Consider the following 12,309-nt stretch of genomic DNA (forward strand, 5'->3'; position numbering starts at 1 on the left):
TCAGCCGCGCGCCAGCTTTGCGCGTGCCTTGCCCAGCATCGTCACGATCTCGCGTTCGGGGCCGCTGGGGCGCCCCGCGATCAGCCAGAGCAGCATGCTCGTGCCGATATAGGCGAGCGCCCCGGTGGATACCGACAGCGCGATTTCGATCAGCAGTGCGGGCAGCTTGCCGGTCTGCTCGAAGCCGTGCCCCACCGCCCACACCGCCGCGCTCATCACCAGCACGGCGGCAAAGCAGCGCAGATTGGCCGCCAGTTGCTCGCGCACCGGCAGGTCGATCAGCTTGCGTACCATCAGCAGGTTCACACCCGTCGAAATCAGCCCCGAAATCACCCGCGCCCAGATCACGCCCTGCAGCCCGTCGAGATACATGCCCGCAATGATCATCGGCAGGCGGATGCAGAAAAGCTGCGTGTCGCGGACGAACAAGGTACGCGTCGCGCCCAGCGCCATGCCGAGCGGGGCGACCTGCGATCCCACCGTCTGGATGGCGACGATCACCGCCATCGCCTGGATCACCGCGGTCGCCGGCAGCCATTTCGCGCCCATCGTCGCCAGCACCAGCGGTTCGGCCACCAGCGCCATGCCCACCCCCAGCGGCAGCGCGATCGCGGTCACCAGCGCCTGCGCGCGCTGATAGGCGCGGCGCAGCCGTTCGGGATCGCCGCGCAACTGCGAAAAGGCGGGAAACAGCGTCTGCGTCAGCGGCAGCGTGGTCTCGCGCGTGGGCATGACCGACAGGTTGTTGCCGACGGTGTAGAAGCCGAGGTCGGATCGGCCAAGGAACTTGCCGATCAACAACTGATCGATCCGCCAGTTGATCGTGTTGATCATCTGGCTCAGCGTCAGCCACACCGAAAACGACCAGAGTTCGCGCGCATGTTTCAGTGTCGGGCGCGGGCGAAAGGGCAGCACGGTATAGGAAATGATCACCTGCACGATCTGCCCGGCCAGCACGCTCGCGATGAGCGCCCAATAGCTTCGAAAGATCACCGCGACGACGATGCCGACGATCACCCCGGCCAGCTTTTGTGACACCTGCAGCATGAAATCCTGCCAGAAGATCAGCTTTTTCTGGAGCATGATCCGGCGCGGATTGGCGAGCCCGCCCAGAAACAGGCTGATCGCAAAGGCATACATCACGGTCGCCATGCGCGGGTCGCCGTAGAATTTCGCGGTCATCGGCCCGGCCGCCGCGAACAGCGCGGCGAGCACCAGCCCGCGCAGCGTGTTGAGCGTCCAGGCCGTGTTGAAATGCGCGGGGCCAGGATCCTTGTGGTGGACCAGCGCCTGCGCCAGCGATAGATCGGTGATCGACTGGACGATGAGGAACATCGTCGTGCCCAGCGCCACCAGCCCGAAATCCTCGGGCAGCAGCAACCGCGCAAGCACGATCGTGGACAGCAGACCCAATAGGTTGACGATCCCGCGCGATGCGCTGATCCACATGCTGCCACGCGCCAGCCGCGCCGTCAGATTCTGCACGCTCGCTCCGGAATTGCCCACGCTATGCCCTGATCTACCGCGTTCAGGGCTGCGCCGCTATGGCGGCATTTTCCGTATGCGCGCAATCGTCTGGGTGCACCGAAGATCGTGCCTGCCCAACGGCTTGTCGTCTTCGCTGCCGAAACGGCGCGCGATATGGGCGCCTAGCCGGTAACCGACTGGTTTCGCCCGGCGGCCTTGGCGCGGTAGAGCGCCTGATCGGCCTTGCGGACGAGATAGTCGTAATCGGGGTGGCCGTCGAAGCTCGTCACGCCGACCGAAATCGTCGCGTGGATATGCTCGCCGTCAGTCAGTCGGATGGGCTGGGTTTCGAACTGGGTGCGGATGCGCTCGGCGATACGCAGGGCGTCGTCCAGCGGGGTTTCGACCAGCGCGATCAGGAATTCCTCGCCGCCATAGCGGAACAGGAAATCGCTCAGCCGGATATGTTCGACGATGACGCCCGCCATTTCGCGCAGAACCATGTCGCCCGCAGCATGGCCGTAACGGTCGTTCACATCCTTGAAATGATCGATGTCGAGCATCAGCAGCGAAAACTGGGTGTCGTTCTCGCGCGCCAGCCCGATCTCGCGGCCGAGGATCGAGGGCATGAAGCGGCGGTTGAGCGCGCGGGTCAGCGGGTCGATCCCGGCTTCCATGCCGGTCACGCTCTGGAACAGGTCGCTCAGCAGATATTTCACATCGCCGATCGCATCCTGCAAATGGGCAAGAGGCCCCTCAAGCCCATTGCCGCGCGCCTTGGCGTCGGCCAGCGCGGGCAGGATCTTGCCGTCAATCTGGTGCATTCGCGCCTCGATCTTGTCGAGCCCGGCCGCGCCGTGAAAGATCACCCCCGCGCGGTGGCGGAACCATAGCCCGAACCCCGATTTCTGCAGCGTCACGACATCGCGGCCATCGCCTTCGCCAACCAGCCCGAACAGCACCGCCTGGCTCCATTCCATCAGCGAGGCGCGCTGGCTCTCGCGCTCCAGGTTCATGTCCTGCCCGATGGAAAACAGGCGGTACGCCTCGTCCACGCGCACCTTGCGCGTCGTCCAGGTCATATAGGCGGCGCCCATCATGCGCATCGCGCGGTCGATCCGCTGGTTGAGCAGGATCAGCGCGTCGCGTGTCGTCTCGGCATCGAACGCGCGGTCGATCAGCATCTCGGTCATCCCCGCCTTCAGATGCTCGGCACCCTCCATCACCAGATGGATGGGGATACGGATACGGGCATGGACCTCGCCGATCTTCTTCTGGTGCTCGGCCACCTTGTCGGCATTCTCGATGCCGTCATGCGGGAAAAGCTCGGCCAGCCATGTGCACAGCGATCGGCCCAGCCGGTCGTGCACCACGCCGTGGTCCAGAAAGGCCGATGCTTCGTCATGGGTCAGGAAGGCGTCATAGAAACGGCCGACGAGCATCTGGGCATGGTCTGTCACGATATCCGCCAGCACCGGGCCGATGCGCGCCTCGTCCAACGCCGCCGCCATCGGGGCGGCCACGATGCTGTTGCTCTCAATACCCGAATTCTGTTCCAACGCCGACAAGACTACGCCCTTTTATTTTTCTTTTATGATGTGCACCGCAATCGCGGCCGGTGCTGCCGCATGCGGATCGTTCGCACAGAGTTTGCCCCGGTGCGACCGAAATTCCCCATGACGGCTTAGAGGTTTGCGAGCAAGGGTGGCCGGGTGGCCATGGGTCGCCCTTGCTCGCGAACCCGAGTCTATCCCGAGTTTGTGAAACGAGTATTAACAGGGGCGGCGGGCCCATCTTTGCGTCAGGCCGCTTCTTCTTCGGACAGGTCAACCTGCTGCTATCTTGGGACGATTTCGTTTTGAAGCCATAACGAATTGATCATGTTTTTGATTTTCCTAACGTCCCGCGCATTGGGGATGGCACCGGAAAATCTGCATGCGGGGGCGCAGGGCAAGGGTTCTCACGATATTCGGCACGCGTCCGGAGGCCATCAAGATGGCGCCGGTCGTCCGCGCGCTTGAACATGAGGATGCACGATTCGACAGCCGGATCTGCGTGACCGGGCAGCACCGGCAGATGCTCGATCAGGTGCTCGGCTTGTTCGGGATGGTCCCCGATTTCGATCTCGATCTGATGCGCCCGGGCCAGGATCTGTGCGATGTCACGACTGGCATCCTCTCGGGAATGCGTGCCGTATTGCGCGATTGGCGGCCGGATGTGATCCTTGTCCACGGCGATACGACCACCAGTTTTGCGGGCGCGCTTTCGGGCTTTTATGAAAGAATACCCGTCGGCCATGTCGAGGCGGGGTTGCGCACCGGCAACATCCATTCGCCCTGGCCGGAGGAGATGAACCGGCGCCTTTCGGCGGCGCTCGCCACCTGGCATTTCGCGCCCACCAGCGGCGCCCGGCAGAATTTGATGGAGGAAGCGGTGCCCGCCGCGCGCATCCATGTGACAGGCAACACCGTGATCGATGCGCTGCACGCGATCACCGATAGGGTCGAGGGCGATCATGGCCTTGCCGCAGGGGCTGCATCGGCCTTTCCCTTTCTTGATCCGGCACGCAAGCTCCTGCTCGTCACCGGCCATCGCCGTGAGAATTTCGGCCGGGGGTTCGAAAATATCTGCCTTGCGCTGCGCCGGCTGGCGTCGCGGGGCGATGTCCAGATCGTCTATCCCGCGCATCTCAACCCCGGCGTCCGTGAACCCGTGATGCGCCTGCTGGCGGGGGCGCCGAACATCCATGTGATCGCGCCGGTGGACTATCTGCCTTTCGTCTATCTGATGCGCCGCGCGCACATCATCCTCACCGATTCCGGCGGGATACAGGAAGAAGCGCCGTCGCTCGGCATTCCGGTTCTGGTCCTGCGCGATACGACCGAGCGGCCCGAGGCGGTTGCCGCCGGTACCGTCCGGCTGGTGGGCACCGATGTTGGCAGGATCGTGAAGGAAGCAGCGCGCCTGCTCGATGATCCCGCTGCCCATGCGGCGATGGCGCGGGCGCATAACCCCTATGGTGATGGGCGGGCGGCCGCGCGCATCGTCGCGGTGCTCGCCAATGCCTGGCAACCCGAAACGCATGCCGCAGATGGGCGGCAGGGCGCATCGGGGGGTGATTTGATCACAGATCGACAGAAAAAGGCGGTGGCACACGCGGATGGGTGGGGCAGTTAGTCCAATTGAACGAGGGGAAACGTCGCTGCGGCGTGTTACAGGCCGTGCGATATTGGGAGAGGTTTCTTTGAAGATCACACAGTTGATAAAACTGGGGTCGGCCTGTGCGTTGGGTGCGCTGGCCCTGTCGTCGTGCAACAAGCCCGCCGGGCCGATCAATAATGACGGCCCCGTCGCCGGTTGGGGCGCCTGGGGCGGTGAGGGGTCGGGCCGCCGTTATTCGCCGGTCAATCAGATCACGCCCGAAAATGTCGGATCGCTCAAAAAGGTCTGGACCTACCGGATCGGGATGCTCGACGCGCCGGAAAACACCTCGCCCACCTTCCAGGCGACGCCGATCACCGGTGACGGGCGTCTCTATGTCTGCTCGGGCCGCAACCGGATCGTTGCGCTCGATCCCGAAACCGGGCGCGAAATCTGGGCGCATGATGCCAAGGCCAGCGCCGACGGCACCTATCTGCTCAACTGCCGCGGCGTTTCGCACTTCAGCGATCCCGGCCCGTCGCCCACGGGCGTCTGCCCCAGCCGCATCCTGGCGGGCACGCTCGATGGTCGCCTGATCGCGCTCGATGCCGCCACCGGTAAATTCTGCTCGGATTTCGGTGAAAAGGGCAGCATCGATCTCACCACCGATCTCGGCAAGGTGCAGGCGGGCGATTTCGGCATCACTTCGCCCCCCGCGATCATCGGCAACATGGTCGTCGTTGGCGGCCGTATTCCCGACAATATGCGCACCGATACCCCTGCGGGCGTCGTGCGCGCCTATGACGTTCACACCGGCAAGCAGCTCTGGTCGTGGAACCCGCTGCCGCCGGGGCAGGAAGATGCCGCGCTGGCGCCCAAGGGCGAACATTATGTGCGCGCCACGCCCAATGCCTGGGCACCGCTCTCGGTCGATCCGGCGCTGGGGCTCGTCTATGTCCCCACCGGCAACGCCGCGCCCGATCATTATGCCGCCGATCGCAACGGCCGCGATTATTATGCCAGCTCGGTCGTTGCGCTCGATGCCAAGACCGGCACGGTGAAATGGCATTTCCAGACCGTCCATCACGATGTCTGGGATTATGACGTGCCCGCGCAGCCGGTGCTGTTCGATCTGCCGACGCCGAACGGCGCGACGATCCCTGCGCTCGCCCAGGCAACCAAACAGGGGCATATCTTCATCCTCAACCGCGCCACCGGCCAGCCGGTCTTTCCGGTCGAGGAACGTCCCGTGCCGCAGGATGCGCTGCCCGGTGAACGCCTGTCGCCCACCCAGCCTTTCCCCGCCAACCCCGCGTTCATCGTCCGCCGTGATCTCACTGAGGATGACATGTGGGGCTTCACGCCCTGGGATCGCGGCAAATGCGTCGATCAGTTCCGCAGCGCGCGCTGGCAGGGCGTGTTCACCCCGCCGTCGACCAAGGGTACGATCTTCTACCCCAGCTTCATGGGCACCTCGAACTGGGGCAGCGTTTCGATCGATCAGGAAAATGGTGTCCTGATCGCCAACACGACGCATGTTCCGGCGATCGCAACCGAGGTTCCGCGCAAGGAAGCCGATGCGCGCATGGCCAAGGGCGATTTCCTGCTGCCCGTCACCGGCGCCCCCTATGCCCATACGATGAAGCCGATGCTCTCGCCGCTCGGCGCGCCCTGCGTCAAGCCGCCATGGGGCACGCTGCTCGCCATCGATCTCAAACAGGGCAAGCGCCTGTGGGAAGTGCCGCTCGGCACCACGCGCGACGTCGCGCCTTTCCCGATCTGGCGCAAGATGGGCGTTCCCAATCTGGGCGGCTCGATCATCACCGGCTCGGGGCTGGTCTTCATCGGCGCCGCCACCGACAATTTCCTGCGCGCCTTCGATGTGAAGACGGGCGAGGAATTGTGGAAGGGGCGCCTGCCCGCAGGCGGCCAGGCCACGCCGATGACCTACCGGCTCACCAAGAATGGGCGCCAATATGTGGTGATCGCCGCAGGCGGCCACAAATATCTGGGCACCACGCTGGGCGATCATCTCGTCGCCTTCGCACTGCCCGAATAAGCGCGGGAAGTGGGGGAGGATGGCCAAGGCCATCTTCCCCGTTCCGCATCAGCGGATCTGCCGCTTCTCCAGCTTGCGGGCAAGGGTGCGGCGGTGCATCCCCAGCCGCCTTGCGGCTTCCGAAATGTTGAAATCGGCATCGACCAGCACCTGGTGGATATGCTCCCATTCGAGCGTCTTGATCGATGTCTGGCGGGTTTCGACCGGGGTCTCGTCGTCGCCCTGCGTGCGCGCAAAGGCCAGCTCGATATCGTCGGTGTTCGACGGCTTGGCCAGATAGTGCGATGCGCCCAGCTTGATCGCCTCGACCGCGGTCGCAATGCTCGCAAAACCGGTCAGCACGACGATGCGCATATCGCCGTCATGCGCGTGCAGCGTCTTCACGCACGCCAGCCCCGATGCGCCACCCAGCTTCAGGTCGACCACGGCATAGCCGGGGCGATGCGTCTTGAGCAGCGCCTCCACCTCATCATGGCTCGCGGCGTGCAGCACGGCATAGCCGCGCCGTTCGAACGATCGCTTCAGCGTCCGGGCAAAGGCCTCGTCGTCCTCGACGATCATCAGCAGCTTCTGGTCTTCGCTCATGCTTCTTCCACCGGATAGGCGATCGCCGTCAGCGGCAGCGTGATGGTGACGCTCGCGCCGCCCTCGCGGCGGTTGCGCGCCTCGGCGCGGCCGCCCAGCTTGCGCAGCACATTGACGAGCAGGAACAGGCCCAGCCCGCCGCCGGGGCGCCCCTTGCTCGAATTATAGGGTTGGCCGAACGCGGCAAGCGTCTCGGCGGTGAAGCCCGGCCCGCGGTCGTCCACCTCGATCATCAGCGCGTCATTCTCGCGCCGGGCGGTGATCCCGATCCAGTGGGGGGATGCCTCCACCGCATTGTCGATGACATTGCCGATCACCTGTTTGAGCGCGGGGTCGGAGACGATGCTCACATCCTCGCCGAACCGGTTTTCATAGTCGAGCGTGCCCGAAAGCCGCGCGCGCCAGTCGCACACCACGTCGTCCAGAAACCGGTGGATGGTGGTCACCTCGGGTGCCTCGCCGCGCGCCTCGCCGGCCGACATCAAAATGCCGCTCAGGATATTCTTGCAGCGCGCCAGCTCGCCCTGCATGTCAGCAATGTCTTGCGCCAGTTCCTTGTTCTTGGCGAGCTGCGGCATACGCTGCCAGTCGCCCAGGATCACCGAGATCGAGGCGAGGGGGGTGCCCAGCTCATGCGCCGCGCCAGACGCGAGCAGCCCCATGCGCACGATATGGTTTTCCTCGGCCGCCTGCTGGCGGACATGGGCAAGCGCGCCGTCGCTCTCGCGCAGGTTCTTGGTGATGCGGGTGAGGAACTGGACCATCAGCACCGCGATCAGCGCAAAGCACAGGATGCGCCCCATGATGAAGATCGGGATGGCGATATTGTCATAGCTCGTCGGGATTTCGAGCGGGCGATAGTCGAACGCCAGCGCAATCAGCAGCACGTTCGTGATCGCCACGACGATCCACGCGGTCCATGGTTTGAGCAGCATCGCCGCCAGCACGACCTGGAGAAGGAATAGCAGCGCGAACGGATTGGTGATCCCGCCGCTCAGATGCAGCTGCCACGTCAACGCGCCGACATCGAGGAGGAGCGCTGCGAACAGCTCGGTATTGGCCACCGCGCTGCGGCGGTGGCGCAGCACCGGCAGGCTGGCAAGGTTGAGCGCGATCAGCAGCGCGGGGACAATGAGCAGTTCGGGGATCGGCAGGCGAATGCCCATCAGCAGATGGACGACCGCGATCGTGACCAGTTGCCCGAACACCGCGATCCAGCGCAGCTGGATCAGCAGGTGCATGTTGCGCCGGCCGATATCGGCGATCGGGGGCGCCGCCGCCGGCTGGTCGGTCATGCCGGGCGCCGCCGTCGTTCATAGCGCGCGACGAAGATCGCGGCGCCCGCGACAAGCGCGGCCAGCGCAAACCAGGTCAGCGCATAGCTCATGTGATTATTGGGAAAGCTGAGCACGGTCAGCCCGCCGATCGGGTAGTCACCCGGATTGGGCGTCGCATCGGCGTCGATGAAATAGGGGGCCGTGCGCGGCAACTGGCGCGCGGCGGCAATGGCGGGCACATCGCGGGAAAACCACCGGTCGGCCGCAGCATCGTTGGTGCGCAGGAATCCGCCCTTGGGTTCGCTCATCCGCATCAGCCCGGTCACGCTGGCCGGGCCGGAAATCTGGCCTGCCGGGCGCGACGCAGGCGCGCGCTTCTCGGCGGGCACGAAACCCCGGTTGATCAGCACGGTGAAGCCGGCATCGGTGGTCATGGGCGTCATCACCCAGAAACCGCTGCCACGCGTCGTCACCGCCTGAACCAGCGTCTCGCGATCATGTTGAAAGGTGCCGGTTACGATAACCCGGCGATATCCGTCGCGCGCGGCGCTGACGGCGGGCCATTCGGCGGGCCCGGGCGCGGCTATGGGGGGGGCATGAACGCGGGTTTCGATCTGTTCGATCAGCGCCAGTTTCCAGGCACGTCGTTCAAGCTGCCACACCCCAAGCGCAATCAGGGCTGCAAAGGCGCCGAGGGCCAGATGGCCGAGCAGCGCCAGTGCAAGTGGCGAGCGCGGAGAGCGCGCAGGATCGCCCGTCTCCGCGCCGCGCATCACGGCATTTGGCTCATGTCGTGCATGGGCATCATGTTCGTGTTCAGATGGTACATGACCCAAAGCGATCCGGCGAGCGCGATAACCACGATCACGATCGTAAAGATCAGAGCCATCATCGTCCAGCCGCCTTCCGAACGACCGTTCATGTGCAGGAAGTAGACCATGTGGACGATCATCTGAACCGCGGCCAGGCCCATGATGATGAAACCGGTCAGCTGGTTGTCGCCCAGCGTGCCCGTCATCACCAGCCAGAAGGGGATGGCTGTCAGGATAACCGACAGCCCGAACCCGATCATGTAGCTGCCCATGGTGCCATGGGAATGGCCATCGTCGTGATGATGGTCGTCATGACCATGACCGTGATGGTCGGTGTGGGTGGCATTGCTCATCGCAGCATCCCCATCAGATAGACAAAGGTGAAGACGCCGATCCAGATGACGTCGAGGAAGTGCCAGAACAGGCTGAGGCACATCAGGCGACGCTTATTGGCCTGGATCAGGCCGCGGCGCGACACCTGCACCATCAGCGTCACCAGCCAGATGGTGCCGAAGGTGACGTGCAGGCCGTGCGTGGCGACCAGCGTGAAGAAGGACGACAGGAACGCCGAACGCTGCGGGGTCGCGCCGATATGGATCAGGTGCGCGAACTCGTAGAGTTCGATGGCGAGGAACGCGAGGCCGAACAGGCCGGTAATGGCCAGCCAGCCCTGCGTCGCGCCGACCTTGTTCTTCTCCATCGCCAGCATGGCAAAGCCATAGGTGATCGACGAGAAGAGCAGCATCGCGGTGTTGAGCGCGATGAGGTTGAGGTCGAACAGGTCCTTCGGGGCGGGCCCGCCGGCATAATTGCCGCCGAGCACCGCATAGGTGGCGAAGAGGATCGCGAAGATGAGACAGTCGCTCATCAGGTACATCCAGAAGCCCAGCATGGTGCTGTGGCCCTCGGGAAGGTGCGGTTCCTCTTCGAGGTGGTAGACCGGCGATCCCGCCGGCGCGGTCATGGTTGCACTGCTCATGGGGTCAGCCCTTCGCTGCGAGCAGCTTGGTCCGCTCGTCCTCTGCGCGCGTCACATCCTCGACAGGAATGTAGAAATCGCGCTTGTAGTTGAAGGTATGGGCGATCGCGACGGCGATCACGCCAGCGAAGCTGAGCGCTGCAAGCCACCAGATGTACCAGATCAGGGCAAAGCCGCAGACCGTCGACAGACCGGCCAGGATGATCCCCGCGCCCGTGTTGCTGGGCATGTGGATCGCCTTGAAGCCGCTGGTGGGCCGCTTGTAACCGTTCTTCTTCATGTCGGCATAGGCGTCGTTGTCGTACACCACCGGCGTGAAGGCGAAGTTGTAATCAGGCGGCGGCGACGAGGTTGCCCATTCGAGCGTGCGGCCGTTCCAGGGATCGCCGGTCTCGTCACGCAGCTCGTCGCGCTTCAGATAGCTGACGACGAACTGGACGAGCATTGCCGCGATGCCGACGGCGATGATCGCCGCGCCAACCGCTGCAACGACGAACCAGATCTGGAGCGACGGATCGTCGAACACGCGCATACGGCGCGTCACGCCCATCAGGCCGAGGATGTAGAGCGGCATGAACGCCATCCAGAAGCCGACAACCCAGCACCAGAACGACACCTTGCCCCAGAACACGTCGAGCTTGAAGCCGAACGCCTTGGGCCACCAATAGTTGATTGCGGCGAAGAGGCCGAAGAGCACGCCGCCGATGATCACGTTGTGGAAGTGCGCGATCAGGAACAGCGAGTTGTGGAGGACGAAGTCCGCCGGCGGAACCGCGAGCAGAACGCCGGTCATGCCGCCGACGACGAAGGTGAGCATGAATGCCACCGTCCACATCATGGGCAGGTCGAAGCGGACACGGCCGCGGTACATGGTGAAGAGCCAGTTGAACAGTTTCGCACCCGTCGGGATCGAGATGATCATCGTCGTGATGCCGAAGAAGCTGTTGACGCTGGCGCCAGAGCCCATGGTGAAGAAGTGGTGGAGCCAGACGAGGTACGACAGCACCATGATGCAGACGGTCGCGTAGACCATCGAGGTGTAGCCGAACAGGCGCTTGCCCGAGAAGGTGGACGCGACTTCGGAGAAGACGCCAAACAGCGGCAGGATCAGGATGTACACCTCGGGGTGACCCCAGATCCAGATCAGGTTGACGTACATCATGGCGTTGCCGCCAAAGTCGTTGGTGAAGAAGTTGGTGCCGACATAGCGGTCAAGCGACAGCAGGGCCAGCGTGGCGGTGAGGATGGGGAAGGAGGCGACGATCAGGATGTTCGCGCACAGCGACGTCCAGGTGAAAACGGGCATCTTCATGAAGGACATGCCCGGCGCGCGCATCTTGACGATGGTTGCGATCAGGTTGATGCCCGACAATGTCGTGCCGACGCCGGCTATCTGTAGCGCCCAGATATAATAGTCCACACCGGTGGCCGGGCTGTAATCGATCCCCGACAGCGGCGGATAGGCAAGCCAGCCGGTCTGGGCGAATTCGCCCACGAACAGCGAGACCATCACCAGCACTGCGCCGGCGGCCGTCATCCAGAAGCTGAAGTTGTTGAGGAACGGGAACGAAACGTCGCGCGCGCCGATCTGGAGCGGGACGACATAGTTCATCAGGCCGGTAATGAACGGCATCGCCACGAAGAAGATCATGATCACGCCGTGGGCGGTGAAGATCTGGTCGTAGTGATGGGCGTTCAGATAGCCTTCCGAACCGCCAAAGGCCATCGCCTGCTGGAGGCGCATCATGATTGCGTCGGCAAAGCCGCGCAGGAACATCACAAGCCCCAGCACCATGTACATGATGCCGATCTTCTTGTGATCGACGCTCGTGAACCACTCTTTCCAGAGATAGCCCCAGAGCCGGAACTTGGTCAGCGTCGCGACGAGCGCGAGGCCGCCCAGCACCACCGCGCAGAATGTCGCGACGACGATGGGTTCGTGAAGTGGGAGCGCGTCCCACGACAGACGACCAAAGATCATCTGTGTTG

Annotated in this window: 10 protein-coding genes; 2 read left to right on the forward strand and 8 right to left on the reverse strand. The window is 63.8% G+C overall.

Features of this window, described 5'->3' with window-relative positions:
- Together QYC26_RS13895 and QYC26_RS13900 are read right to left on the reverse strand one after the other, a co-directional pair.
- Entirely contained in the window at window positions 1–1,485 is a 1,485-nt protein-coding gene (locus QYC26_RS13895) for a lipopolysaccharide biosynthesis protein (protein ID WP_317512819.1), read from the reverse strand.
- Window positions 1,486–1,649: 164 nt separating this feature from the next.
- Window positions 1,650–3,035, reverse strand: coding sequence for a GGDEF domain-containing protein (locus tag QYC26_RS13900; RefSeq protein ID WP_317512820.1), 1,386 nt, complete (start codon window positions 3,033–3,035; stop codon window positions 1,650–1,652).
- A gap of 367 nt (window positions 3,036–3,402) precedes the next feature.
- Here QYC26_RS13900 and wecB point away from each other — a divergent pair, with 367 nt between their 5' ends.
- Window positions 3,403–4,644 carry a non-hydrolyzing UDP-N-acetylglucosamine 2-epimerase gene (gene wecB, locus QYC26_RS13905; protein WP_317512821.1) on the forward strand — a complete coding sequence of 414 codons (1,242 nt, stop codon included), beginning with the start codon at window positions 3,403–3,405 and terminating at the stop codon, window positions 4,642–4,644.
- A gap of 67 nt (window positions 4,645–4,711) precedes the next feature.
- Window positions 4,712–6,667 carry a pyrroloquinoline quinone-dependent dehydrogenase gene (locus QYC26_RS13910; protein ID WP_317512822.1) on the forward strand — a complete coding sequence of 652 codons (1,956 nt, stop codon included), beginning with the start codon at window positions 4,712–4,714 and terminating at the stop codon, window positions 6,665–6,667.
- Between the two features lie 48 nt (window positions 6,668–6,715).
- Here the strand turns inward: QYC26_RS13910 and QYC26_RS13915 are convergent, their stop codons facing one another.
- From QYC26_RS13915 to cyoB, 6 genes are read right to left on the reverse strand one after another with little or no spacing between them, the layout of a single operon-like run.
- Window positions 6,716–7,252, reverse strand: coding sequence for a response regulator transcription factor (locus tag QYC26_RS13915; RefSeq protein WP_317512823.1), 537 nt, complete (start codon window positions 7,250–7,252; stop codon window positions 6,716–6,718).
- Complete coding sequence (locus QYC26_RS13920) at window positions 7,249–8,547, reverse strand: ATP-binding protein (protein ID WP_317512824.1); 1,299 nt, start codon at window positions 8,545–8,547, stop codon at window positions 7,249–7,251. The genes QYC26_RS13915 and QYC26_RS13920 overlap by 4 nt, the downstream gene beginning before the upstream one ends.
- Window positions 8,544–9,302 carry an SURF1 family protein gene (locus QYC26_RS13925; RefSeq protein ID WP_317515075.1) on the reverse strand — a complete coding sequence of 253 codons (759 nt, stop codon included), beginning with the start codon at window positions 9,300–9,302 and terminating at the stop codon, window positions 8,544–8,546. The genes QYC26_RS13920 and QYC26_RS13925 overlap by 4 nt, the downstream gene beginning before the upstream one ends.
- Window positions 9,302–9,694 carry a cytochrome o ubiquinol oxidase subunit IV gene (cyoD, locus tag QYC26_RS13930; RefSeq protein ID WP_317512825.1) on the reverse strand — a complete coding sequence of 131 codons (393 nt, stop codon included), beginning with the start codon at window positions 9,692–9,694 and terminating at the stop codon, window positions 9,302–9,304. The genes QYC26_RS13925 and cyoD overlap by 1 nt, the downstream gene beginning before the upstream one ends.
- Complete coding sequence (cyoC, locus tag QYC26_RS13935; protein ID WP_317512826.1) at window positions 9,691–10,320, reverse strand: cytochrome o ubiquinol oxidase subunit III; 630 nt, start codon at window positions 10,318–10,320, stop codon at window positions 9,691–9,693. The genes cyoD and cyoC overlap by 4 nt, the downstream gene beginning before the upstream one ends.
- 4 nt (window positions 10,321–10,324) lie before the next feature.
- The gene (cyoB, locus tag QYC26_RS13940) at window positions 10,325–12,301 is read right to left on the reverse strand and encodes a cytochrome o ubiquinol oxidase subunit I (RefSeq protein WP_317515076.1); all 1,977 of its coding nucleotides are present in this window, start codon (window positions 12,299–12,301) and stop codon (window positions 10,325–10,327) included.
- Window positions 12,302–12,309 lie beyond the last annotated feature (8 nt).

It is taken from the genome of Sphingomonas sp. C3-2 (assembly GCF_033025475.1).
Taxonomy (GTDB): domain Bacteria; phylum Pseudomonadota; class Alphaproteobacteria; order Sphingomonadales; family Sphingomonadaceae; genus Sphingobium_A.

Excerpts from the sequence above, each read along its gene's own strand:
- QYC26_RS13925 (WP_317515075.1), bottom strand. The coding sequence starts at position 9,302 with ATGCGCGGCGCGGAGACGGGCGATCCTGCGCGCTCTCCGCGCTCGCCA.
- QYC26_RS13915 (WP_317512823.1), bottom strand. The coding sequence starts at position 7,252 with ATGAGCGAAGACCAGAAGCTGCTGATGATCGTCGAGGACGACGAGGCC.
- cyoB (WP_317515076.1), bottom strand. The coding sequence starts at position 12,301 with ATGATCTTTGGTCGTCTGTCGTGGGACGCGCTCCCACTTCACGAACCC.
- cyoD (WP_317512825.1), bottom strand. The coding sequence starts at position 9,694 with ATGAGCAATGCCACCCACACCGACCATCACGGTCATGGTCATGACGAC.
- cyoC (WP_317512826.1), bottom strand. The coding sequence starts at position 10,320 with ATGAGCAGTGCAACCATGACCGCGCCGGCGGGATCGCCGGTCTACCAC.
- wecB (WP_317512821.1), top strand. The coding sequence starts at position 3,403 with ATGCGGGGGCGCAGGGCAAGGGTTCTCACGATATTCGGCACGCGTCCG.
- QYC26_RS13920 (WP_317512824.1), bottom strand. The coding sequence starts at position 8,547 with ATGACCGACCAGCCGGCGGCGGCGCCCCCGATCGCCGATATCGGCCGG.